This is a genomic window from Kineococcus gypseus, assembly GCF_050871305.1.
Taxonomy (GTDB): domain Bacteria; phylum Actinomycetota; class Actinomycetes; order Actinomycetales; family Kineococcaceae; genus Kineococcus; species Kineococcus gypseus.
In genome coordinates, this window is record NZ_JBJLRD010000025.1 from 39930 (window position 1) to 63561 (window position 23632).

Here is a 23632-nt window from a genome sequence, read left to right on the forward strand (position 1 = left end):
TGTCGGGCGGCGAGGCCACGTGTCCTCCGGGGGAGCGGTGCGGGGTCTACCCGCCACCCTCCCCGCGCCGCGGCGGGCGCGGAACAGGACCGGCACCTCGGGTCAGCCCGCCGCCGGGAGCGGCAGGGTCCTGCCACCGGCGCGGCGCACCCGCCCGCACGCGCGGGAACCCCGCACCGCCGGGGCGGTGCGGGGTTCCCGGACGCGGCGGGGGAGCGGTCAGCTCTCCCCGCCGGCGTTGCCGCTGCGGCCGGCGCGCACGTCGTGCAGCCGGTACTTCTCGATCGCCTGCCCCGGGGCGCGCCAGTCCACCTCGCCCCGGCGCGCCAGCATCTCCAGAGCGCGCACGGCCACCGAGGGGCCGTCGATGTGGAAGTACCGGCGCGCGGCGGCGCGGGTGTCGGAGATGCCGAAGCCGTCCGCGCCCAGCGAGGCGAAGTCGCCGGGCACCCACGGCTGCACCTGGTCGGGCACCGCGCGCATCCAGTCGCTGACCGCGACGACGGGACCGGCGGCGTCCTGCAGCTTGCGGGTGATGAACGGCACCCGCGGCTCCTCGCCGGGGTTGAGGAACGCGTGCTCGTCGCAGGCCAGGCCGTCGCGGCGCAGCTCGTTCCAGCTCGTCACCGACCACACGTCCGCCACGACGCCGAAGTCGTCGCGCAGCAGCTGCTGCGCCTCCAGGGCCCAGGCCACCCCGACGCCGGAGGCGAGCAGCTGCGTGCGCGGCCCCTCGCCCTGCCCGACCGACACGCGGTGCATGCCGCGCACGACGCCCTCGACGTCCACGTCGGCCGGTTCGGCCGGCTGCACCATCGGCTCGTTGTAGACCGTCAGGTAGTACATGACGTTCTCCGGCTCGTCGCCGTACATGCGGCGCAGGCCGTCCTTGACGATGTGCCCGATCTCGTACGCGTACGCCGGGTCGTAGGAGACGACCGCCGGGTTCGTCGCCGCCAGCAGCAGCGAGTGCCCGTCGCCGTGCTGCAGGCCCTCGCCGGTCAGGGTGGTGCGCCCGGCGGTGGCGCCGATGAGGAAGCCGCGCGCCATGGTGTCCGCGGCCGCCCAGAGGTTGTCGCCGGTGCGCTGGAAGCCGAACATCGAGTAGAAGATGTACAGCGGGACCATCGGCTCGCCGTGCGTGGCGTACGAGGAGCCCGCTGCGGTGAACGCCGCCACCGAGCCGCCCTCGTTGATGCCCACGTGCAGGATCTGGCCCTCGACCGACTCCTTGTAGGCCAGCATCAGCTCGCGGTCGACCGACGTGTAGTTCTGCCCGTGCGGGTTGTAGATCTTGATCGTCGGGAACAGCGAGTCCATGCCGAAGGTGCGGGCCTCGTCCGGGATGATCGGCACGACGCGCTTGCCGAACTCCTTGTCGCGCATGAGGTCCTTGAGCAGGCGCACGAACGCCATGGTCGTGGCGATCTCCTGCTTGCCCGAGCCCTTGGCGGCGATCTTGTAGGACTCGTCGGCGGGCAGGTGCAGCGGCGCGTGCTGCACGCGGCGCTGCGGCACCGGGCCGCCGAGGTCGGCGCGGCGCTTGCGCAGGTACTGGATCGCCTCGTCGCCGTCGCCGGGGTGGTAGTACGGCGGGCGGTACGGGTCCTTCTCCAGCTGCTCGTCGCTGATCGGGATGCGCAGCGAGTCGCGCAGGAGCTTGAGGTCCTCCAGCGTCAGCTTCTTCATCTGGTGGGTGGCGTTGCGGCCGGCGAAGTGCGGGCCGAGGCCGTAGCCCTTGATGGTCTTGGCGAGGACCACCGTGGGCTGCCCGGTGTGCTGGGTGGCCGCGCGGTAGGCCGCGTGGACCTTGCGGTAGTCGTGGCCGCCGCGCTTGAGCGCCCAGATCTCGTCGTCGCTCATGCCGGCCACCAGCTTGGCGGTGCGCTCGTCGCGGCCGAAGAAGTGCTCGCGCACGTAGGCGCCGTTCTCCGCCTTGAACGTCTGGTAGTCCCCGTCGGGGGTGGCGTTCATGAGGTTGACCAGCGCGCCCTGGGAGTCGGCGGCGAGCAGGGAGTCCCACTCGCGGCCCCACAGGACCTTGATCACGTTCCAGCCCGCGCCGCGGAAGAACGCCTCGAGCTCCTGCACGATCTTGCCGTTGCCGCGCACCGGCCCGTCCAGGCGCTGCAGGTTGCAGTTGACGACGAAGGTGAGGTTGTCCAGCTCCTCGTAGGCGGCCAGCTGCGCGAACCCGCGCGACTCCGGCTCGTCCATCTCGCCGTCGCCCAGGAACGCCCACACGTGCTGCTGCGAGGTGTCCTTGATGCCGCGGTTGTGCAGGTACTTGTTGAACTGCGCCTGGTAGATGGCGTTGGCCGGGCCCAGGCCCATGGACACCGTGGGGAACTCCCAGAAGTCCGGCATCAGGCGCGGGTGCGGGTAGGACGAGAGCCCGTTCGGCGCCGCGGAGACCTCCTGGCGGAAGCCGTCGAGCTGCTCGGCGCTCAGGCGGCCCTCGAGGAAGGCGCGCGCGTACACCCCGGGGGAGGCGTGGCCCTGGATGAAGACCTGGTCGCCGCCGCCGGCGTGGTCCTTGCCGCGGAAGAAGTGGTTGAAGCCGACCTCGTACAGCGTCGCCGACGACGCGTACGTGGAGATGTGCCCGCCCACGCCGATGCCGGGCCGCTGCGCCCGGTGCACCATGACGGCCGCGTTCCAGCGGATCCAGGCGCGGTAGCGGCGCTCGACGTCCTCGTCGCCGGGGAACCACGGCTCGGACTCGGGCCCGATGGTGTTGATGTAGTCGGTCGCGGTGAGGCTGGGCACGCCCACCTGCTGCTCGCGGGCGCGCTGCAGCAGCTGCAGCATCAGGTAGCGGGCGCGGTTCTTCCCGCGCTCGTCGACGACCCCGTCCAGGGAGGCCAGCCACTCCGCGGTCTCCTCGGGGTCGATGTCGGGCAGCTGGCTGGGCAGCCCGTTGAGGATGGGGCCGAGCCCCGCGGGGCCGTTCCCCGCGTCGTCGCGTCTGGCCACGGTGGTGGTCCTCCCGCTGTCGTCCGTCGGCCCGCGGTCAGCGGGCACGGGGCAAGGCTATTCCGGCGCCGCCGTCGCCACCGCACCCGGGACCCGCTCGGCGGTCCCCTGCCCGGACCCGTCAGCGCCCACCCCCGCCAGGGCCCCCGCGCCGGCCCCCGCGCCGGCCCCCGCGGTGGCGCCGGAGGGGCCGCGCAGGCGGTGCCCGCCGGCGTAGACGTTGGCCGTGGGCGGGCGCAGGAAGCCCACGAGCGTCATGCCCGCCTCCCGCGCCAGGGAGACCGCCAGCGAGGACGGGGCCGAGACGGCCGCCAGCACCGGCACCCCGGCCATCGCGGCCTTCTGCACCAGCTCGAAGGAGGCGCGGCCGCTGACCACCAGCACCCGCCCGCGCAGCGGCAGCGCGCCGGTGCGCAGCGCCCACCCGACGACCTTGTCCACCGCGTTGTGCCGCCCGACGTCCTCGCGCAGGCACAGCAGCCGGCCCTCGGCGTCGAACAGGCCCGCTGCGTGCAGGCCGCCGGTGCGCTCGAAGGCGGCCTGGTGCGCGCGCAGCGCCCCCGGCAGCGACTCCAGCACCTGCGGGTCGAGGCGCACGTCGTCGGCGTGCAGCGGGGCCGGCACCCGCGCGAGCACCTGCTCCACGCTGGCCGAGCCGCACACCCCGCACGCCGAGGTGGTCGTGAACGGCCGCGCGACGCGCTCGCCGGCCAGCCGGCTGCCCGGCCGGGGAGTGACCTGCGCCACGTTGTACGTCGGCTGCCCGTCCTCGCCGAGGTCGGTGCAGTGCCGCAGCGCCACGACGTCCTCCGCGCCGCCCAGCAGCCCCTCGGCGTGCAGGAAGCCCAGCACGAGGTCCACGTCGTCGCCGGGGGTGCGCATCGTCACGGTCAGCTGCTCGCCGGCGACCTCCACCTGCAGCGGCTCCTCCACCGCCAGGGTGTCCACCCGTTCCCCGCGCGCGCCTCCCGGGCGCAGGTCGACCCGCTCGGTGCGCGTGCGCGTCGTGACCCGTCCCACGCGCACAGGCTCCCACGCGGGCCGCCGGCGCGCCCCCGCGGGCACCCCGCGGGCACCTCGCCGGCGCTCGACGGGCACCCCGCTCGACCCCCGACCGGGGGCCGGGCGCCGCCCGCGCGGGCACCCGGCGGGCGCGGCCGCCTTGCGCGCGGGGGGCCCGGTGGGCTGGACTAGGAGGTCACGGAGCACGGAGGACCCCCGCTCGGGGGCAGAGGGAAGGCAGGACAGCACGTGGGCGCGACCGCGGACCCTGCCGCCGACACGGCGGCAGTGGCCAAGCTGGGCTTCAAGCCCGGCCAGCTCGTTCAGGAGTTCGGCTGGGACGAGCAGGTCGACGACGACTTCCGGCTCGCCGTCGAGGACCTGGTCGGCGGCGAGCTGCTCGACGAGGACGCCGACGACGTCGCCGACGTCGTCCTGTGCTGGTACCGCGACGGCGACGGCGACCTCGTCGACGCCCTGGTGGACGCCATCACCAACCTCGCCGACGGGGGCGTGGTGTGGCTGCTGACGCCCAAGAAGGGCCGCCCGGGCCACGTGCCCGCCTCCGAGATCGACGAGGCCGCCCCCACCGCGGGGCTGCACGCCACCTCCAGCGTCAGCGCCTCGGCGAACTGGGCCGGCACGCGCATGACCACCCCGAAGGGCGGGCGCCGCTGAGCGCGCCCGCCCCGGGCGCCGGCGCCGCGCCGCGCGCGGGGTCCGCCTTCCCCGTGCCCGGGGCGGTGGTGCGCGACCAGCACGGCGAGCCGGTGCGGCTCTCGGAGCTGTGGGCCGAGGGCCCGGCGCTGCTGGTGCTGGTGCCCGCGGCGTTCTCCACGCACTGCACCGCCGAGCTGGGGGCGCTGGCCCACGACGTGGAGCGCTTCGACGACGCCGGGGTGCAGCTGGCCGCGCTCTCGTGCGACCCGGTCCCGGCGCTGCGCGCGTGGGGCGAGGACCGGCACTACCCGTTCCCGCTGCTGTCCGACTTCTGGCCGCACGGCGCCGTCTCGCGCGCGCTGGGCGCCTTCGACGAGGAGCTGGGCACCAGCGAGCGCCTCTCGCTGCTGGTGCGCGACGGCCGCGTGGTGTGGACGCTGAGCGGCCCGGCCGGCGCGCCGCGCTCGCTGCCCGCCCACCGCGCCGCGCTGGAGGCGCTGAGCCCCTCCCGCTGAGCGCCCGTCCCCGCCGCGCGCGGGGCGCTACCGTGGCCGCGGCCGGCCGCGCGCCGGCGCGGGCCCGTAGCTCAGCTGGTAGAGCACCGCGCTTACACCGCGGCCGTCGTCGGTTCGAACCCGGCCGGGCCCACCGCCGCTAGGGTGCGCCCGTGGCTGCCACGACCCCCGCGCCGACGAGCGCGCCGACCGCGACGGGCACGACCCCCACCCTCGGGGAGGTGCTCGAGGTCCTCGAGGGCATGCACCCCGCGCGCTGGGCGCAGCCCTGGGACGCCGTCGGCCTGGTCTGCGGCGACCCCGCCCGCCCCGTGCGGCGCGTGCTGCTGGCCGTCGACCCCGTCGAGGCCGTCGTCGAGGAGGCGCTGGCGTCGGGCGCCGACCTGCTGCTGGTGCACCACCCGCTGCTGCTGCGCCCGGTCTCCTCGGTGGCCGCCACCACCGCCAAGGGCCGCCTGGTGCACCGCCTCATCGAGGGCGGCTGCGCCCTGCACGTGGCCCACACCAACGCCGACGCCGCCGCCCCCGGCGTCTCCGACGCCCTGGCCCGCGTGCTGGACCTGGACGACCTGGAGCCGCTGGAGCCGCTGGAGCAGGAGCCGGACCGCCCCGAGCTGGGCATCGGGCGCGTGGGCACCCTGCCGGCCCCCCAGCGCCTGGGCGACTTCGCCGAGCGCGTCGCGCAGGCCCTGCCGGCCACCGAGCAGGGCGTGCGCGTGGCCGGCGACCTCGACGCGCCCGTGCGGCGCGTGGCCGTGTGCGGCGGCTCCGGCGACTCCCTCTTCGCGCGGGTGCGCGCCAGCGGCGCCGACGTCTTCGTCACCGCCGACCTGCGCCACCACCCCGCCTCCGAGGCCCGCGAGGGCGCCGCGCTGGGCGCCGCGGGCACCCCGCACCTGGTGGACGTGGCCCACTGGGCCAGCGAGTGGCCGTGGCTGGCCGGGTGCGCAGACCGCCTGGTGACGGGGCTGGCCGCGCGCGGCCGTACCGTGGACGCCCACGTGTCCACCACGCGCACCGACCCCTGGGCGCTGCGCGTGCCCAGTCGAGGAGAGTGACCCGGCGGATGCCCGACGCACCGGCGATCGACCAGCAGAAGCTGCTGGACCTGCAGGCCGTCGACGTCCGGCTGGCGCAGCTGGCCCACCGGCGCGCCACCGTCCCGGAGCAGGCGGAGCTGGACTCGCTGGCGGCCGAGCGCCGCCGCGTCGGCGACGTGCTCGTCGCCGCGCGCGCCCTGCTCTCCGACGCCGAGCGCGCCGTCGCCAAGGCCGAGGGCGACGTCGCCCAGGTGCGCGAGCGCGCCGAGCGCAACACCGCCCGCCTCAACGCCGGGTCCGGCAGTGCCAAGGACCTGCAGGGCCTGCAGCACGAGCTGGAGTCGCTGGCGCGGCGCCAGGGCGTCCTGGAGGACGCCGAGCTGGAGGCCATGGAGAAGCTGGAGCAGGCGCAGTTCGCCGCCGCCGAGCTGGCCACCACCGACGGCGAGCTGGCCGCCCAGGCCGAGGACGCCACCCGCCGCCGCGACGCGGTGCTGGAGGAGGTCGCCGTCGAGGAGCGCGCCGCCCTGGCCCGCCGCCAGGCGATCGCCTCCACCGTCGACGACGGGCTGGTGCAGCTGTACGAGCGCACCCGCGCCACCCGCGGCGGGGTGGGCGCGGCCCTGCTGCGCGGGCGCCGCTGCGAGGGCTGCCGCCTGGAGCTGAACGCCTCCGACCTCGCCGCCGTGCGCGCCGCCCCGGCCGACCGGGTCGTCTTCTGCGAGGAGTGCGGGCGCATCCTCGTGCGCACCGCCGAGTCCGGCCTGTGAGCGCTCGCCGCCTGCGCGTGGAGGCCGACGGCGGCTCGCGCGGCAACCCCGGCCCGGCCGGGTACGGCGCGCTCGTCAAGGACGCCGCCACCGGCGAGGTGCTCGCGGAGGTGGCCGAGGCCATCGGGCGCGCCACGAACAACGTCGCCGAGTACCGCGGGCTGCTGGCCGGCCTGCGCGCCGCCGCCGCGATCGACCCCGACGCGCGCGTGGAGGTCCGCATGGACTCCAAGCTCGTCGTCGAGCAGATGTCCGGGCGCTGGCAGGTCAAGCACGCCGACATGCGCCGCCTGGCCGAGGAGGCCCGCGCGGTGCTGCCGGCCGGTCGCGTCGACTACGGCTGGATCCCGCGCGCGCAGAACGCCCACGCCGACCGCCTGGCCAACGAGGCCATGGACGCCGCGGCCGCCGGGCGGCAGTGGCAGCGCGCCTCCACCACCTCGACCGCGTCGTCTTCCGCGTCCTCCGCCGCGTCGTCCGCCGCGTCCTCCGGTGCCGCCGCGTCCTCCGGTGCCGCCGCGTCCTCCGGTGCCGCCGCGTCCTCCGGTGCCGCCGCGCGCCCGGCCGCCGCCGGCGAGCCGGTGGACCTGGTGCTGGTGCGCCACGCCGCCACGCCGCTGACCGAGCAGGGCCGCCTGTCGGGCCGGCACGGGGAGGACCCGGGGCTGTCCGCCGCGGGGCTGGAGCAGGCGCAGCGGGTGGCCGGCTGCGAGGAGGTGCGCGGCGCCGACGTCGTGCTGACCTCCACGATGCGCCGCTCGCGCCAGACGGCCGAGGTGATCGCCGAGCGCGTCGGCGCACCGGTGCTGGCCGACCCGCTGTGGGACGAGACGGACTTCGGCGACTGGGACGGGTGCACCGCCGCGGAGGTGGTGCGCCGCTGGCCGGCGCAGTACGCCGCCTGGTCCGAGGACCCGGCCGTGGCACCGCCCGGCGGCGAGGCGCTGAGCGCGGTGGAGCAGCGGGTGCGCGAGGCGGCCGCGGCGCTGCGCTCGCGGTGGGCCGGTCGGCGCGTCGTGCTGGTCACCCACGGCGACCCGCTGCGGGTGCTGCTGCGCCAGAGCCTGGGCTGCGGTGCGCAGGTGCAGCGGCGCATCCGCGTCGACCCCGCCTCGCGCACGCTGCTGCGCCTGCACGCCGACGGCTCCAGCGAGGTCGTGGCCGTCAACCGCGTCTGAGCGGCCCCGCGCCCGGCGGGTCTCAGCCGAACGGGCCTCAGCCGAAGAGGCGCTCGCCGCCCGCGGTGAGCCACCAGTTCTCCACCGCGAAGTCGGCCGGGTCGATCGTGCCCGTGGCCTGGGCGCGGTCGATGAGCAGCTGGCGGATCTCCGCCTGCGCGTCGTAGACCACCGGGGCGGTGGCGATGTGCGGGAACTGCCCGCCGCCGGAGCGGCGGTAGTTGTTCACCGCGACGACGAACTGCTGCTCGTCGGCGACGGGCGCGCCGTCCAGGGTCAGCGACGCCACCCGCGAGCCGGCCGGCCGCGACAGGTCCAGCTCGTACTCCACGCCCGCGAGCTGGTCGAGGTCGTAGTCCGGCGTCGCGCCGGTGGCCAGCGACTCGGGGTCCGCGGGGTTCCCCGGCGGCACCTGCGCGTAGTACTGCGCGGACTTCTCCAAGTAGTCGCGCACCTGCGCGCCGGTCATCCGCACCGCCTGCAGCGTGTTGTCGTACACGTACAGCCCGGCGACGTCCTTGACGCTGACCTCGCCCCGCGGGAACACCGCGGTGCGGCTGAACGGCGCCGCGATCGAGAGCACCGGCAGCTCCCCGTCGGGGGTGCCGGCCAGGGCCTCGCGCACGGTGTCGGTCTGCACGTCCTGGATGAAGTCGATGAGCGGGGTGTCGCGCCAGCGCGAGTCCGTGGCGGGGAGCTCCTGCGTCGAGGTGGCCACCACCTGGTCCACGTACTCGACGGTCCTGCGGTGCTCGTCGGCGACCGCCTCGACGACCTCGGGGTCCTCGGGGGCGTCGGCGGCGCGCAGGTCCTGCACGTCGGCGCCGCTCACGGAGTACCGGCCGCGCTCCTTGTCCAGCTCCAGGCGGGTGGCGGTCACAGAGGCGCCCCAGCGGTACGGCTGGGTCACGAGGACCTCCTTGCCGGGGGTGGCGGTGGAGCGCACCCACGCCTGCGGCAGGTCCTGGTGGCTGTGCCCGGCCACGACGACGTCCACGCCGGCGACCTCGGCGGCCACGCGGTCGGAGACGTTCTCCGGTCCCAGCTCCGCCTCGCTGTAGGAGGAGGGCCCCGAGCGGCCCGAGTGCGAGAGCACCACGACGACGTCGGCGCCGGCCGCCTTCATCCGCGGCACCTCCCGCTGCGCGGTGGCGACCACGTCGTCGAAGGTGAGCTTCCCCTCGACGTTCTGCTTGTCCCACACGGCCGAGCCGGGGGTGGTCAGGCCCAGGATGCCGACCTTCACGGGCTTGCCGCCGCCGGTGGGCTCGACCGAGCGCAGCACCCACGGGCGCAGGTACGGCGCGCCGGTGCGCTGGTCGACCACGTTCGCGCCCAGCAGCGGGGCGTTCAGGTCCGAGCGGTACTTCTCCAGGGTGTCCAGGCCGTAGTTGAACTCGTGGTTGCCCACGACCTGCGCGTCGATGCCGATGGTGTCGTACGCCTGGGCCATCGGGTGCTCCACGCCGGTGGTGGTCACCGGCTCCTGGCGGGCGTAGTAGTACGTCAGCGGGGTGCCCTGGAGGGCGTCGCCGTTGTCGACCACGAGGGTGGAGGCGTCGCCGCGCTCGGCGCGCACGCGGTCCACCAGCGTGGACACGCGCGCAAGGCCCAGGCCCTGCCCGGCGGCGTACGGCTTGCCGGCGAAGTAGTCCCAGTCCAGGACGTGGCCGTGCACGTCGGTCATCGACACCAGCGTGATCGAGGGCGGGGCGGGCACGGCGGCGGCGCTGCCGGCGCCCGCGGTGGCGCCGAGCCCGGTGAGCAGGGCGGCGGCGCTGAGGGCGGCGCCGGTGCGTCGAGCGCGCCGCCCGGGGGTGGGGAGTAGGTGCATGGGGCCACTACACCCGCCCCAGGTGACCGGGAGGTTACGGACCCGCCGGGCGGCGCCGGGCGGCGCGTGCGCCCCCGGGTCAGCTGGTCAGCTGCAGCGCCAGCACCGCCGCGCCCACGCTCGCCGTCGCGCCCAGCAGCCCCAGCGCCGCGAAGCGCGTCAGCGGCACGTGCACGCCGCGCGCGCGGCAGCGCTCCAGCCACAGCAGGGTCGCCAGCGAGGCCCACGGCGTCACCAGCGGACCGAGGTCCACCCCGGCCAGCACCGCCACCAGGCGCGCCGGGCTGCCGGCCAGCGGTTCGGCGGCGAGGTAGGCGGGCAGGTTGTCCAGGGCGTTGGCCCCCACCGCCGCCGTCGCGGCCAGCCGCAGGTGCGCGCCCAGGCCCTCCCCGGTGCCGGCCACCGGCCGCAGCAGGTCCGTCAGCCCGTGCGCCTGCGCGGCCTCCACCACGAGGAAGAGGCCCGAGACCAGCACCACCGTGCGCCACGGCAGCAGGGCCGGGCGCAGGGCCCCCGGGCGCCGGCGCGCGAAGACCGCGACCAGCACGAGCGCCGCCGCGGTGGCCGGCACCGCCGGCTCGACGCCGCTGACGAACGCCGGCGCCAGCAGGGCGCAGACCACCGCGGCGGTGCCGAAGAGCACCGGGTCGCGCGGCGGGGCCGGCGGGGCGGCGCCGTAGCCGCCGCGCAGGGACCGCCGGTGCACCAGCGCCAGCACCGCTACCGCTGCGCCCGCCCCGGCCAGCGCCGGCGCCCACGTCAGCGCGACGAACCCGCCGGTGCCGCGCACGCCGAGGTCCTCCAGCGCGTCCAGGGCGATGAGGTTGGTCAGGTTGGAGACCGGCAGCAGCAGCGAGGCGGTGTTCGCCAGCCACACCGTGGTCAGCGCGAAGGGCAGCGGGTCCAGGCGCAGCTGCGCGGCCAGGGACAGCACCACCGGGGTCAGCAGCACCGCGGTGGTGTCCAGGGACAGCACGGTGGTGGCCAGCACCCCCAGCACCACGACGAGCAGCCACAGCCGCCAGGTGCGCCCGCGCCCGGCGCGCGCGGCCAGGCGCGCCGCCGCGTCGAAGACCCCGGCCTCGTCGGCCAGCTCGGCCACCACCGTCACCGCCAGCAGGAAGGCCAGCACCGGCCCGGCGCGGTGCGCCACCTCGGCGACCTGCACCGGCCCGGCCAGGCCGGTGGCGACCACGGCCAGCCCCGCCAGCCCGCACGCCCACCACACCTCAGCGGGCCCCGGCCCGCCGTCGCCCGCGCCTCACGCCGCCTCGACCTCCAGCGTCCACGGCGTCCCGGCCCGCTCCGGCTCCAGCAGCTGCGCCCCGAACGCCCCCGCGGTGGCGTCGAGCAGCTCGGCGGGGGTGCGCGGGGCGCGCCCGGCGCGGGTGAGCAGGTGCCGGGCCAGCAGCCCGCGGGTGTGCTTGGCGGCGTGCGAGACGACCCGGCCCGCGCGCAGCACCCGCACCCGCACCGTGCGCGCCGCGGTGGCCGCGTCCGGCGCCCAGGCCGCGGCGTAGGCGGCCGAGCGGCAGTCCACGACGACGCCGGAGGGGGCCAGCGCCGCGCCCAGGTGCGGGCGCCAGAACGCCGCCAGCGGCCCCGTGCCCGGCAGGTCGGTGCCCATGGACAGCCGGTACCCGGGCACCCGGTCGCCCGGGCGCAGCACCCCCCACAGCGCGGAGACGACGAGCACCCGCCGCGCGGCGGCCGCCGGCACCGAGGGCAGGTCCAGCGCGTCGAAGAGCACCCCGGTGTACACGCGCGAGGCGGGGGCGGCGGGGCGGGTGCGCAGCGTGGTGTTGGCGCGCACCACCGCCGCCAGGCCGGCGCCGGCGCCCAGCAGCGCCGGGGCGTCCTCGCGGGCGGAGAGCGCCACCAGCGCGTCGAGGACCCGCTCGCGCGCCCCCGTCAGCTCCGGGTGCGACAGCGAGGCCAGCCGCACCGGGGCGCCGCGCGCCGGCCCGGCCCACTTCGACTCCGACGGGGGCAGCAGCACGAGCACGAGGGGGCAGCCTAGGCGCCGCGCGCGCGGGGCGGCCCGCGGGTCGCGCTACCCTCGGGGTGGACGAGTCGGCCGGGCGGTCGCGTCGGCCCGGGCGACCGGGCCGCCGAGGAAAGTCCGGACTCCACAGGGCAGGGTGGTGGGTAACACCCACCCGGGGTGACCCGCGGGACAGTGCCACAGAGAACAGACCGCCTCCCCGGCGCGAGCCGGGGCGGTAAGGGTGAAACGGTGGTGCAAGAGACCACCAGCGCACCGGGTGACCGGTGCGGCTCGGCAAACCCCACCCGGAGCAAGACCAGACAGGCAGCGTTCGAGGGCGGCCCGCCCGAGCTGCCGGGTAGGTCGCTGGAGGCGTGCGGCGACGCACGTCGTAGAGGGATGGCCGCCGCCGGTGGCGGGTCGCAAGACCCCCGCCGGCACAGGATCCGGCTTACAGGCCGGCTCGTCCCCCCTCGGGGCCCCCGCGCGCGCCCGCGCGGGCACCCGCGGGCAGGAACCTGACGCGGCGCGGCGCCACCGCCCGCCGCGGCGGGTGGGGCGCTCGCGCCGCCGGTAGCGTCGCGGCCGCCCCGGTCCACGGGTGCACCGCCGACCCCGGGAGACCCCGTGAGCCACCAGCCCGTGCCGCACCCGCCCGCGACCCTGCCGCCGACCCCCCGGGCCGGCGGGACCGACGCGGCCGCCGCGGTGGCGCTGGTGCTGGGCGTGTGCGGCCTGCTCACCGGCGGCCTGACCTCGCTGGTGGGGATCGTCGTCGCGCACGCGAAGCGCCGCGGCACCCGCTCGCCGCGCCTGTCGAGCGCGGCGCTGGTGGTGTGCTGGCTGGTGACCGTCTTCTGGGTGGTGCTCACGGTCGTCTACGCGGTGCTGCCGGCCCTGGGCGGCTAGGCGCCCGGGCGCCCCCGGAGCGCGCCGCGGGGCTCACTCCGCAGGGCTCACTCGGCAGGGCTCACTCCGCCGGCTCGCCCCCGCCGGCGCGGTGGGCGCGCCAGGCCTGCGCCAGGCGCGGGTTGGCCGGCTCGGGACCCGCGCCGCACACCAGCGCGTGCAGCACGCGCGCGCCGACCTGCTCGGGGTCGTCGCCGGCGCGCTCGGCGCGCCCGCCGCGCACCCGCCAGCGGTCGCCCACGGGGATGGACGTGGCCAGCACGGCGTCCTTGGCCAGCCGCACCACCTCGCCGTCGGCGCCGGGGTAGGCGTGCACGGCGCCGCCGCAGCGGGCGCACTCCTCCTCGGTGAAGGGCCGGGCGGCCGCGCTGCGCGCCACGCGCGCCAGGTGCCGCAGCACCTCGGGGGAGTGCTGCCCCAGCGTCGGCGGCAGCCCGACCCCCGGGGAGGGCGCCTGCGGCGCCGGCTCCGGGGCGCCGGTGCGGGCGCGGGCGAAGCGGGCGGTGCACCGGGCGCACACGCTCACGCGCACGCCCAGGCGTTCCTGCTCGCCGACGTCCTCGGTGCCGCCGCAGAACGCGCACAGCGGGGGCGGGGCGCTCCCCGGCTCCCCGGCGCCGACCGGTGCGTGCTCCTCCACGGCCCCAGCCTGCCCGCCGCCGCCGACAGCACCCGCCCCGCCCGACGACACCCGCCCGCCCCCGCCCCGGCCGCGCCTCAGCCGCGCAGGGCCGGCACGACCTCGCGCTCGAACAGCTCGATGCCGCTGGTGTCCGTGGCGGCCTCGGCGAAGTTGAGGATCGGGTACGTCATGCCGGCCTCGACGATCGGCTTGAGCTTCTCGACGATCTGCTCGGGGGTGCCCACGCACGGGGTGCTCGCGTCCAGCCCGGTCAGCTCCCGCTCGACGGCCTCGGCGCTGACGTGCCCCTCCAGCTGCGCGCGGCGCGCGGCCACGCGCTCGGCGACCTCGGCCTCGTCGCGCCCGATGGCCACGTTGTAGTTGGCGCTGCGGGTGATCTCCGAGGGGTCCCGGCCCAGGTCGCGGCAGTGCTCCTCGAGCACCCGCGACTTGTGCGTGAACCCCTCCAGGGTGCCGTCGAAGTTCGTGTACTGCGCCCACTGCGCCGCGAACCGCAGCGTCTTGCGCTCACCGCCGCCGGCGATCCACAGCGGGATGCCGCCCTCCTGCAGCGGCAGCGGGCGCACAATCGCGCCGTCGGTGGTGTAGTGCTCGCCGGCGAAGGTGGAGACCCCCTCCGTCCACGCCTGCCGCATGATCTGCACGCCCTCGGCCAGGCGCGCCAGGCGCTCGCCGGCACCGGGGAAGCCGTAGCCGTAGGCGAGCCACTCGTGCTCGTACCAGCCGGCGCCGATGCCCATCTCCACGCGCCCGCCGCTGACCACGTCGACGGTGGCGGCGACCTTGGCCAGGTAGGCGGGGTTGCGGTAGGCCATGCACGTGCACATCTGCCCCAGGCGGATGCGCTCGGTGGCCGCGGCGAAGGCGGCCATGAGGGTCCACGCCTCGTGCGTGGCCTCCTCGGTGGGCTCGGGCACGGTGTGGAAGTGGTCGTAGACCCAGATGGACTCCCACACGTCACCGGCGTCGGCGCGCTGCGCCAGCCCGCGCATCGTCGCCCAGTGCTCGGCGGGGGCCACCCCGACCAGGTCGTGCCGCCAGCCCTGGGGGACGAAGAGTCCGAACCGCAGCGTCGCGTCGCTCATGGCGCGACCCTAGTACGCCTAGGCCACCTCCCGCCGGGGCGGGTGCTCAGCCGCGCGGGCGCGCCGCGGCCAGCGAGGCCGCGCCGATGATGCCCGCGTCGTTGCGCAGCCCCGCCGGCACGATGGGCGTGCGCAGGTCCAGCAGCGGCAGGAACTTCTCGTGCTTCCTGCTCACCCCGCCGCCGACGACGATGAGGTCCGGCCACAGCAGGTCCTCGAGGTGGGAGTAGTAGCGCTGCAGGCGCTTGGCCCACTGCTGCCAGGACAGGTCGTGCCGCTCGCGCGCGGAGTCGGCGGCCTTCTTCTCCGCGTCGTGCCCGCCGATCTCCAGGTGGCCCAGCTCGGTGTTGGGCACGAGCTTGCCGTCCACGACGATGGCGCTGCCGATGCCGGTGCCCAGGGTGGTGACGACCACGACCCCCTTGACGCCCTTGGCCGCGCCGAAGGCGGTCTCGGCGTACCCGGCGGCGTCGGCGTCGTTGACGACGAGCACCTGCCGCCCCAGCGCGTCGGAGAACAGCGCCTCGGCGTCGGTGCCGATCCAGGAGGCGTCCACGTTGGCCGCGGTGCGCGTGATGCCGTGCTGCACCACGGCCGGGAACGTGATGCCGATCGGCGCGTCGGCGGGCACGTCGGCGAAGGCGGACAGCACCTCGGCCACGACCGGGGCGACGGCCGCGGGGGTGGCCGGCTGCGGGGTCTCCAGGCGCACCCGCTCGGCGAGGAACTCGCCTGCGGCGAGGTCCACCGGCGCGGCCTTGATGCCCGAGCCGCCGATGTCCACGCCCAGGGCGAGCGCCGGGCGCGCCGGCGCGGGGGTCTCGGGAAGGCCGCTGCTGGACTCCGTGGGGGTGCTCACGGCGCGAGCCTAGGCACCCGGGCGCCCCGCGTCGCGCGGACGCACCGGGCTCAGCGCAGCGCGCGCCGGGAGCCCTCGGCGGGCACGAGGACCCACAGCGCCAGGTACACCAGCACCTGCGGCCCCGGCAGGAGGCACGAGAGGACGAACAGCAGGCGCACGACGGTGGCGGACAGGCCGAAGCGGCGGCCCAGCGCGGCGCACACGCCGGCCAGCACGCGGCCTCGGGAGGGACGGACCAGGCCGTTCACGGGGGGCTCCTCTCGTCGGGGCGGTGGTGCCGGGTCAACGAGCGGGCCCGGGCGCCGGTGCCCGGCCGGCCCGGCCCGGGGCCGGCCCGGCGCGCGGCTCAGGGCAGCGTCAGGACCTCCGCGCCGGTCTCGGTGACGACGAGCGTGTGCTCGAACTGCGCGGTGCGCCGGCGGTCGCGCGTGACGACGGTCCAGCCGTCCTCCCACAGGTCCCACTCGTGCGTGCCGAGCGTCAGCATCGGCTCCACCGTGAAGACCATGCCCGGTTCCATGACCGTGCCGTGCTCGGGCGCGGCGTCGTAGTGCGGCACCACCAGGCCGGAGTGGAACGCCGGGCCGACGCCGTGGCCGGTGAAGTCGCGCACCACGCCGTGGCCGAAGCGCTTGGCGTACGCCTCGATGACGCGGCCGATCACGTTGACCGCCCGGCCCGGCGCCACGGCCGCGATGCCGCGGCGGGTGGCCTCGCGGGTGCGCTCGACCAGCAGCCGGGACTCCTCGTCCACCTCGCCGACGAGGAAGGTGGCGTTGGTGTCGCCGTGCACGCCGTCGAGGTGGGCGGTCACGTCCAGGTTCACGATGTCGCCCTCGCGCAGCACCGTGGAGTCGGGGATGCCGTGGCAGACGACCTCGTTGACGCTGGAGCACAGCGACTTGGGGAAGCCGCGGTAGCCCAGCGTGGAGGGGTAGGCGCCGTGGTCGCACAGGAACTCGTGCGCCACCCGGTCCAGCTCGTCGGTGCTCACCCCCGGGGCGATGCTGCGCGCGGCCTCCTGCATCGCGCGCGCGGCCAGCCGGCCGGCGCGGCGCACGCGCTCGACCGTCTCGGCGTCCAGCACGTGCGGGCCGGTGTAGGGCGCCGGCGCCGGCTTGCCGACGTACTCCGGCCTGGCGATCGCGGCCGGCACCGCCCGGCGCGGGCCCACCGTCCCGGGGACGAGGTCGCCGAGGGGGGCGGTGCCGCCGGGCTGGGCCGTGCCGGTGCTCATGGGCGCGAGTCTAGGTCGGGTGCGCCGGCGCGCCGGAGGGGCCAGGATGGCTGCCGTGAGCGCAGGACCGTACTACTACGACACGCGCACGGGTGAGGTGCAGGACTCCGAGCACCGCGGCCCGGCGAAGTTCCTCCTGGGCCCGTACGCCACCCGCGAGGAGGCCGCGCGCGCCCCCGAGCTGGCGCGGGCGCGCACCGAGGCGGAGGACCTCAGGGACGAGGAGGAGGACGACTGGTGACCCACCGGGCGCCCCCGGGCCCAGCCCCCGGGCGCACCCGCGGGTCCCCCGTCGGGTGGATGCCGCGGGCACTCGACCGCGGGCAGGATCGTTGGGCCGGTGCGGCTCCGGGCAGGGGCCGCGCGCAGCAGCACCCGAGGACGAGGGGGACCGCCTGATGTCGGAGTCGCTGGACCTGAGCAAGCCGCTGACGCCGCCCGCGGCGCCGGCGCCGGCCGCGAGCGACCTCCAGCTCACGCCGCCCGCCCCGGTCCCGGTGGTCGCCGACGAGCAGGCCGAGAGCATGATCCCGCTGGACGAGGCCACCCGCGCGGAGCTCGCCCGCAAGGCGCAGGCGTTCGTGGCCGACCTCGCCGCCCAGGACCCGCGCAGCCCCGCCTTCACCAAGCGCGTGGACGACATCACGCGCATGGGCGAGCAGGAGGTGCGCGCCTCCGCGCAGGTGTCCAACCGCATGCTCGAGCGCCCGGCGTCCTCCCTGGCCGGCGCCAAGGGGCAGAAGGCCTCCGGGCCCGGCGCCGACGCGCAGGTGAAGGTGGCCGGCACGCTGCTGGACCTGCGGCGCACCATCACCGAGCTGGACCCCGGCCGCGCCGACCTCAAGGGCGCCAAGAAGATCCTCGGCCTGATCCCCATGGGCAGCAAGGTCCAGCGCTACTTCGAGCGCTACCAGGACGCGCAGTCCCAGCTCGACGCCATCATCAAGGCGCTCGCCAGCGGCCAGGACGAGCTGCGCCGCGACAACGCCTCCATCGAGACCGAGAAGCAGCACCTGTGGGCGACCATGGGCAAGCTCACCGAGTACGCCACCCTCGCCAAGGCCCTCGACGAGGCCACGGTCGCCAAGATCGAGGAGGTGCGGGTGGCGAACCCGCAGGCGGCCGAGGCGCTCACGGCGGACGCGCTCTTCCCCATCCGCCAGCGCCACCAGGACCTCCTGACGCAGCTCGCCGTCAGCGTGCAGGGCTACCTGGCGCTGGACCTGGTGCGCAAGAACAACATCGAGCTCATCAAGGGCGTGGACCGCGCGCAGACCACCACCGTCGCCGCGCTGCGCACCGCCGTCATCGTCGCGCAGGCGCTGGCCAACCAGAAGCTCGTGCTGGACCAGATCAACGCCCTGAACACCACGACGAACCAGATGATCCTGTCGACCTCGGAGATGCTCAAGCAGCAGACCGCCCAGATCCACCAGCAGGCCTCCACGGCCACGGTGGACGTGGCCACGTTGCAGAAGGCCTTCGACAACGTCTTCGCCACGATGGACGCCATCGACACCTTCAAGCAGCAGGCCGTGGTCAGCATGGCCAGCACGGTGGACGCGCTGGAGGGCCAGGTGCACCGCTCGCGCTCCTACCTGGAGCGCGCGCGCAACGCCGAGCAGGACGGCACGGGCCCGGCCCTGCCCGGCCCGGGCAGGTGAGCGCGGTGGCCGAGCGGGTGCCGCGCGGCCTGCGCGCCCAGCGGGCCGCGGAACGCGCCGTCGAGGAGGCGCGGCGCTCCACCGAGCGCGCCGTGCAGGACGCCCTGCGCACCGCGGAGCAGGCCGTGCAGGGCTCGCACCGCGGCACCGAGCGGGCCGTCGTGCGCGCGCGCGGGGCGGAGGAGCGCGCCGTCGTGCGCGGGCGGCGCCCCGGCGGCCGCCCGGCGCGCACCCCGGCGCGGCGGGGTGCGCAGGCGCCGCCGGAGGTGGTCTCGCGCCGGCTGCGCAGCCGCGCCTGGCGGGCGGCAAACTCCTGGTGGCTGGCGATCCCCGCCGTGGGCCTGCCCTGGCTGGCGTTCCTCTACATGGGGCTGCGCGCGCGACGGCCGCAGTGGGTCGTGGCGGCGGCGGCGTACCTGGTGGCCTGCACCGGGGCGCTCGCGCTGCTCGCGCAGGGTTCGTGGTGGGTGCTGCTGGCCGCCCTGGTGGGCGCCGGCACGTGGGGGACGGGGCTGGTGCACGCGGTCATGGCGAACTCACGGTGGTTGCGGCTGAAGGCGGCCTTCACCGGCGAGCGGGAGGCGCTCGAGCAGGCCCCGCCCGCCCCGGTGGAGCCGGCCCCGCCCGCCGACCCGGTGCAGGCGCTGCAGGAGCGCCTGCGCGCGACGGTGGACCGCGCCAACCGCGCCGGCGGGCACCTGCCCGACGGCGCCGTGCCGGCCGTGCGCGACGTGGAGGACGTGCTGCGCCCGCTGCTGGCGCACGTGGCCCGCCGCGGCGCGCGGGTGGAGGAGCTGCACAACCTCGAGGCCATCGTCACCGACTACCTGCCCGGCGCGCTGGAGCGCTACCTGGGCCTGCCGGAGGACTACGCGCTGCACCACCGCGGCCCGTCCGGCACCACGCCCGCCGAGGAGCTGCTGACCCAGCTCGGGCTGCTGCTGGAGGGCTCGCGCGAGCTGCAGCAGGCCGTCTACGACCACGACGCGCGCCTGCTCAGCGAGCAGGGCCGCTTCCTGGACGCGAAGTTCCGCCGCTCGGACCTGGACCTGTAGGAGGCCGTGGTGGGAGTCGATCTCGGCAGGGGCGCCGCCCAGGTGCCCGAGCCCGGCGAGGGGGAGCCCACCGCGGCGGCCGGGCCCGCGGGCCCGCCACCGCCCGGCCTGCCCGGCGCGCCCACCGCGCCGCCCGGCACGCCCGGTGCGCCGCCCGCCGCCGGTGCCGCGGTGCCGGTGCGCTCCAGCCCGCCGCCCGTGCCGTTCCACCCGCGCCCGCCCTCGCCGCCGCTGCGCAACGAGGTGCGCGGCGACGCGCGCGGCGCCCACCCGGCGCGGCGCGGCGGGGACGATGACGAGGCGCGCGAGATCGAGGAGCTCGGCGTCGACGAGTCCCGGCTGACCCCCCTGGGCGCCACGCTGCCGCGGGTGGGGTTCGTGCCCGACGCGGTCCTGCAAGCGGTGCGCTTCGGCTGGATGGGGCTGTGGATCACGCTGTACGCCGTCGGCCTGTGGGCGGTGGCCCTGGTGGTGATGTTCGCCTGGATCGGGGCCAACGGCGCCTACGAGGCGCACAAGAAGGAGCTGCGCCGCCGCCGCAGGCGCGAGCTGCGCGCCCTGCGCGCCGAGCTGGCCGGCGGGCCCCCGGCGGTGACCGGCGGACCCGGGCCCGCCGGCGGGCGCGGGCGGCGCGCGCTGCGCGGCGCTCCCGCCCCGGCGCCGCAGGGCCCGCCGCCCGTGCCGCCGCCGCCGTTCGCCGCCCGCCGGGTGCCCGAGGCGGACCCGCCGGTGACGGACGCCGAGCGCGCCCTGCTGGCGACGGTGCACCGCGTGGACACCAGCGGCCGCTTCGAGCGCGCCGACGTCGTGCTCGTGCACGAGGCCGCCGAGCTGCTCTCCCCGCTGCTGCTGCGCGTGGCCGAGCGCGGCGCCGACCCGCGGGTGCGCCACGACCTGGAGACGCTGGCCACCGAGCACCTGCCGCGCACGGTGGACGACTACCTGGCCCTGCCCGCCGACTACGCCCGCGAGCACCGCACGGCCGCCGGCACCACGCCGGCCGAGGAGCTGCGCAGCCAGCTGCACCTGCTGCTGGAGGGCGCGCGCCGGCTGCGCGACGCCGTGCACGACGCCGACGTCGAGCGCCAGCAGCAGCAGAGCCGGTTCCTGGAGTCGAAGTTCCGGCGCGGCGAGCTGGACCTGTGAGCCCGGGCCCTCGGCCCGGGGACCGACGACGGAGGAGCGGGACGTGACCCTGGACGTGCAGCTGGTCGGCACGACGACGCAGATGGCGGTCGTCACCCTCAGGCCGGGGCAGGTGGTCTACGCCGAAGCCGGCAAGTTCCTCTTCTCCTCCGGCGACGTGGCGGTGGAGACCAAGCTGTCCGCCCCCGGCGAGAAGGGCGGCGAGGGCGGCATCGGCGGGCTGCTGCGCGGCGCCGTCGGCGCCGGCAAGAGGGTGCTGGCGGGGGAGTCCTTCGCCTTCCAGCACTTCTCCACCCCCGGCGGCGACGGGCTGCTGGGGCTGGCCGGCGTCCTGCCCGGCGAGATGCGCCACCTGGAGCTGGACGGCTCGACCACGTGGTACGCCGAGAAGGACGCCTTCGTCGCCGCCGAGGCCGGGGTGCGCTTCGACGTCGCCTTCTCCGGCCTGGGCCAGGGGCTCATGGGCGGGGAGGGCTTCATCCTGGAGAAGTTCACCGGCCGCGGCTCGCTGCTCATCGCCGGCGCGGGCGACTTCATCGACCTCAACCCCGCCGACTACGGCGGCACGGTGCGGGTGGACACCGGCTGCATCGTCGCCTGGGACGACGGGGTGCAGTACAGCGTGGAGACGGTGGGCCGCCTGAACCGCCAGGGCATCATGAACGCCGTCTTCGGCGGTGAGGGCCTGACCCTGGCCACCCTGCGCGGCAACGGGCGCGTCATCCTGCAGTCGGTGACCATCGAGGGCTTCGCCCGGGCGCTGGCCAAGAACGCCGCCAAGCCCGACCAGCAGGGCGTCGGCGCCCTGGGGGGCCTCTTCTCCGGCTCGCGCGGCTGAGGGCCGCCCGCCGGAACCAGCCCGCCCCCCGCGCACGTTGATCCGGGGCGGGCACCCCACGCGGGTCCCGCGCACGGGCACGGGCCCGCACGACCGACGCACTTCCGACGCACGACCGACGAAACGGAGCGCACACCATGGGCGTCAGCCTCAGCAAGGGCGGCAACGTCTCCCTCACCAAGGAGGCGCCGGGCATGACCCGCGCCGTCATCGGGCTCGGCTGGGACGCGAACAGCTTCACCGGCTCGGACTTCGACCTCGACGCCCAGGCGATCATGGTCGGCGCCAACGGCAAGGTCCCCAGCGACGGCTTCTTCGTCTTCTTCAACCAGCTGAAGTCCCCCGAGGGCTCCGTCGAGCACACCGGCGACAACCGCACCGGTGAGGGCGACGGCGACGACGAGAAGATCAACGTGGACCTCTCGCGGATCCCGGCCGAGATCGACAAGGTCGTCTTCACCGTGGCCATCTACGACGCCGACACCCGCAAGCAGTCCTTCGGGCAGGTGCGCAACGCGTTCATCCGCGTGGTCAACGCCGAGGGCGGCACCGAGGTCGCCCGCTACGACCTCTCCGAGGACGCCTCCACCGAGACCGCGATGGTCTTCGGGGAGCTGTACCGCAACGGCAGCGACTGGAAGTTCCGCGCCGTGGGCCAGGGCTACGCCGACGGCCTGCGCGGCATCGCGACCGACTTCGGCGTCAGCGTCTGACCCCCCGCCGAGCCGGCCGGCCGCGCGGCGCAGCGCCGCGCGGCGGCTGGCCGCCGGGTACCGCGCCTGAGAGGGTGCGGTGTCCCGCCCGTGCGACGGGCTCGAACGAACAGGAAGCAGACGCGTGATCCTCAAGACCTACGGCTGGTCGTTCGCCGTGACGATCGTGGGGCTGGTCCTCGCCGCCTGGTACGGCCTGTCGGCCCACCTCGGCATCTTCCAGGCGCTGCTCCTGGTGGTGATCCTGTGCGTGCTGGAGATCAGCCTGTCCTTCGACAACGCCGTCGTGAACGCGACGGTGCTGGAGAGGATGAGCGACTTCTGGCAGAGGATCTTCCTCAGCGTCGGCATCATCATCGCCGTCTTCGGCATGCGCCTGGTCTTCCCGATCATCCTGGTCAGCGTCACCGCGGGCCTGGGACCGGTCGAGACGGTCCAGCTCGCGCTCGAGGGCGGCGACCCCGAGGAGCCCGGCACCTACGGGTACGCGCTCAACGAGGCGCACCCGACCATCGCGGCCTTCGGCGGGATGTTCCTGCTCATGCTCTTCCTGAACTTCCTGTTCGGCGAGAAGGAGCACCACTGGCTCAAGCCGGTCGAGCGCCTCGGCGAGCGCATCGGCAAGCTCGAGGCGGTGCAGGTCATCGTCGCCGGCGCGGTGCTGCTGGTGGCGGCGGAGACCTTCGCCACCGACCACGGCCGCACCGTCCTGGCCTCCGGCCTGGCCGGCATCCTCACGTACCTGCTGGTCAACGGCCTCGGCGAGCTGTTCAACGTCGAGGAGCACCTCGAGCACGGCGACGAGCAGCACGCCGACCAGGCGGGCGCCGCGGCCGCCGGCACCGGTGCCGTCGTCGCCCAGCGCAGCGGCGGCTCGGGCGGGGGCCCCAGCGGGGTCGCCAAGGCCACCGGCAAGGCGGCGTTCTTCCTGTTCCTGTACCTGGAGGTCCTGGACGCCTCCTTCTCCTTCGACGGCGTCATCGGCGCCTTCGCCATCACCTCCGACCCGATCATCATCGCGATCGGCCTGGGCGTGGGCGCGATGTACATCCGGTCGATGACCGTGCACCTGGTGCGCGAGGGGACGCTGGCGCAGTACCCCTACCTCGAGAACGGCGCCCTGTGGGCCATCGGCGCCCTCGCCGTCATCCTCATCATCAGCATCGAGGTGCACATCCCCGAGGTCGTCACCGGCCTGATCGGCCTGGCCTTCATCGTGGCGGCGCTCATCAGCTCCATCGTGCGCAACCGCCGCCACCCGGAGGAGGCGCGCGTGGAGGCGCACGCCACCGCCTGACGGACGCCCCGAGGGGGCGGCGGGCCGGGCACGGGTGGGCACGGGTGGGCACTGACGGGCACGGGCGGGCGGGGCGCGGCGGAGGAGGACCAGGTGGCGGGCGACGGTCGGCCGGCCGAGGCGGTGCACAACTTCCTCGGACGCCCCGGTCCGCGCCGCAGCGCGCGCACGCTGGCCGACCACCTGGCGCCACGGCCCCCCGCCCACCCCCCTGCCCGGCC

23 protein-coding genes, 1 tRNA gene and 1 other RNA gene are annotated in these 23632 nt (G+C 76.2%); 15 read left to right on the forward strand and 10 right to left on the reverse strand.

From position 1 onward, the window contains the following. Window positions 1-219 precede the first annotated feature (219 nt). Together aceE and fdhD are read right to left on the reverse strand one after the other, a co-directional pair. A complete protein-coding gene (aceE, locus tag ACRYMN_RS11370) occupies window positions 220-2976 on the reverse strand; it encodes a pyruvate dehydrogenase (acetyl-transferring), homodimeric type (protein ID WP_432495061.1) in 2757 nt (918 codons plus the stop codon). Between the two features lie 57 nt (window positions 2977-3033). Then, a complete protein-coding gene (fdhD, locus tag ACRYMN_RS11375) occupies window positions 3034-3996 on the reverse strand; it encodes a formate dehydrogenase accessory sulfurtransferase FdhD (protein ID WP_432495063.1) in 963 nt (320 codons plus the stop codon). A 231-nt stretch (window positions 3997-4227) separates the two neighbouring features. On the opposite strand from fdhD, the gene ACRYMN_RS11380 reads away from it, so the two are divergent. The 6 genes from ACRYMN_RS11380 (at window position 4228) to ACRYMN_RS11405 (ending at window position 8141) form a co-directional block, all read left to right on the forward strand. Beyond that, on the forward strand, window positions 4228-4656 hold the full coding sequence (locus ACRYMN_RS11380; protein ID WP_432495065.1) for a DUF3052 domain-containing protein: 429 nt from the start codon (window positions 4228-4230) through the stop codon (window positions 4654-4656). A gap of 53 nt (window positions 4657-4709) precedes the next feature. Continuing rightward, on the forward strand, window positions 4710-5153 hold the full coding sequence (locus tag ACRYMN_RS11385) for a redoxin domain-containing protein (protein ID WP_432495067.1): 444 nt from the start codon (window positions 4710-4712) through the stop codon (window positions 5151-5153). A gap of 60 nt (window positions 5154-5213) precedes the next feature. Further along, window positions 5214-5286, forward strand: a tRNA-Val gene (locus ACRYMN_RS11390). Between the two features lie 109 nt (window positions 5287-5395). Next, on the forward strand, window positions 5396-6211 hold the full coding sequence (locus tag ACRYMN_RS11395; RefSeq protein WP_432495102.1) for a Nif3-like dinuclear metal center hexameric protein: 816 nt from the start codon (window positions 5396-5398) through the stop codon (window positions 6209-6211). Window positions 6212-6219: 8 nt separating this feature from the next. After that, entirely contained in the window at window positions 6220-6963 is a 744-nt protein-coding gene (locus ACRYMN_RS11400; protein WP_432495069.1) for a zinc ribbon domain-containing protein, read from the forward strand. Beyond that, window positions 6960-8141 (forward strand): bifunctional RNase H/acid phosphatase, encoded by a 1182-nt coding sequence (locus ACRYMN_RS11405; RefSeq protein WP_432495071.1) that lies wholly within the window; start codon window positions 6960-6962, stop codon window positions 8139-8141. Before ACRYMN_RS11400 ends, ACRYMN_RS11405 begins: the two co-directional genes overlap by 4 nt. Before the next feature lie 37 nt (window positions 8142-8178). Here ACRYMN_RS11405 and ACRYMN_RS11410 read toward each other — a convergent pair whose 3' ends face one another. The 3 genes from ACRYMN_RS11410 to ACRYMN_RS11420 form a co-directional block, all read right to left on the reverse strand. Continuing rightward, on the reverse strand, window positions 8179-9975 hold the full coding sequence (locus tag ACRYMN_RS11410; protein ID WP_432495073.1) for a bifunctional metallophosphatase/5'-nucleotidase: 1797 nt from the start codon (window positions 9973-9975) through the stop codon (window positions 8179-8181). A 79-nt stretch (window positions 9976-10054) separates the two neighbouring features. Further along, complete coding sequence (locus ACRYMN_RS11415) at window positions 10055-11203, reverse strand: SLC13 family permease (RefSeq protein ID WP_432495075.1); 1149 nt, start codon at window positions 11201-11203, stop codon at window positions 10055-10057. Between the two features lie 33 nt (window positions 11204-11236). Beyond that, window positions 11237-11980 carry a YaaA family protein gene (locus tag ACRYMN_RS11420; RefSeq protein ID WP_432495077.1) on the reverse strand — a complete coding sequence of 248 codons (744 nt, stop codon included), beginning with the start codon at window positions 11978-11980 and terminating at the stop codon, window positions 11237-11239. A gap of 64 nt (window positions 11981-12044) precedes the next feature. Between ACRYMN_RS11420 and rnpB the strand changes: the two genes are divergently transcribed. Next, window positions 12045-12432: RNase P RNA component class A (gene rnpB, locus ACRYMN_RS11425), an RNA gene on the forward strand. Between the two features lie 157 nt (window positions 12433-12589). Then, complete coding sequence (locus tag ACRYMN_RS11430; RefSeq protein ID WP_432495079.1) at window positions 12590-12871, forward strand: hypothetical protein; 282 nt, start codon at window positions 12590-12592, stop codon at window positions 12869-12871. A 61-nt stretch (window positions 12872-12932) separates the two neighbouring features. Here the strand turns inward: ACRYMN_RS11430 and ACRYMN_RS11435 are convergent, their stop codons facing one another. The 5 genes from ACRYMN_RS11435 to map all read right to left on the reverse strand — a co-directional run bounded on the left by ACRYMN_RS11435 (window position 12933) and on the right by map (window position 16698). Then, window positions 12933-13511 (reverse strand): DUF6083 domain-containing protein, encoded by a 579-nt coding sequence (locus tag ACRYMN_RS11435; RefSeq protein ID WP_432495081.1) that lies wholly within the window; start codon window positions 13509-13511, stop codon window positions 12933-12935. 77 nt (window positions 13512-13588) lie between these two features. Then, on the reverse strand, window positions 13589-14584 hold the full coding sequence (locus ACRYMN_RS11440; protein WP_432495104.1) for an LLM class F420-dependent oxidoreductase: 996 nt from the start codon (window positions 14582-14584) through the stop codon (window positions 13589-13591). Window positions 14585-14645: 61 nt separating this feature from the next. Further along, a complete protein-coding gene (gene ppgK, locus ACRYMN_RS11445; RefSeq protein ID WP_432495106.1) occupies window positions 14646-15389 on the reverse strand; it encodes a polyphosphate--glucose phosphotransferase in 744 nt (247 codons plus the stop codon). A gap of 119 nt (window positions 15390-15508) precedes the next feature. After that, window positions 15509-15709, reverse strand: a complete 201-nt coding sequence (locus tag ACRYMN_RS11450; RefSeq protein WP_432495083.1) for a PspC domain-containing protein — start codon at window positions 15707-15709, stop codon at window positions 15509-15511. Window positions 15710-15807: 98 nt separating this feature from the next. Then, a complete protein-coding gene (gene map / locus ACRYMN_RS11455) occupies window positions 15808-16698 on the reverse strand; it encodes a type I methionyl aminopeptidase (protein ID WP_432495085.1) in 891 nt (296 codons plus the stop codon). 55 nt (window positions 16699-16753) lie between these two features. On the opposite strand from map, the gene ACRYMN_RS11460 reads away from it, so the two are divergent. The 7 genes from ACRYMN_RS11460 to ACRYMN_RS11490 all read left to right on the forward strand — a co-directional run bounded on the left by ACRYMN_RS11460 (window position 16754) and on the right by ACRYMN_RS11490 (window position 23411). Further along, a complete protein-coding gene (locus ACRYMN_RS11460; RefSeq protein ID WP_432495086.1) occupies window positions 16754-16939 on the forward strand; it encodes a hypothetical protein in 186 nt (61 codons plus the stop codon). Window positions 16940-17096: 157 nt separating this feature from the next. After that, on the forward strand, window positions 17097-18362 hold the full coding sequence (locus ACRYMN_RS11465; protein ID WP_432495088.1) for a toxic anion resistance protein: 1266 nt from the start codon (window positions 17097-17099) through the stop codon (window positions 18360-18362). A 5-nt stretch (window positions 18363-18367) separates the two neighbouring features. Next, window positions 18368-19417, forward strand: coding sequence for a hypothetical protein (locus ACRYMN_RS11470; RefSeq protein WP_432495090.1), 1050 nt, complete (start codon window positions 18368-18370; stop codon window positions 19415-19417). 9 nt (window positions 19418-19426) lie between these two features. Continuing rightward, a complete protein-coding gene (locus ACRYMN_RS11475; protein WP_432495092.1) occupies window positions 19427-20563 on the forward strand; it encodes a hypothetical protein in 1137 nt (378 codons plus the stop codon). 43 nt (window positions 20564-20606) lie between these two features. Beyond that, window positions 20607-21401: an AIM24 family protein gene (locus tag ACRYMN_RS11480; RefSeq protein WP_432495094.1), complete on the forward strand. Its 795-nt coding sequence runs from the start codon at window positions 20607-20609 to the stop codon at window positions 21399-21401. A gap of 137 nt (window positions 21402-21538) precedes the next feature. Further along, window positions 21539-22114 (forward strand): TerD family protein, encoded by a 576-nt coding sequence (locus ACRYMN_RS11485; protein WP_432495096.1) that lies wholly within the window; start codon window positions 21539-21541, stop codon window positions 22112-22114. Between the two features lie 124 nt (window positions 22115-22238). Beyond that, complete coding sequence (locus ACRYMN_RS11490; RefSeq protein ID WP_432495098.1) at window positions 22239-23411, forward strand: DUF475 domain-containing protein; 1173 nt, start codon at window positions 22239-22241, stop codon at window positions 23409-23411. Window positions 23412-23632: the final 221 nt, after the last annotated feature.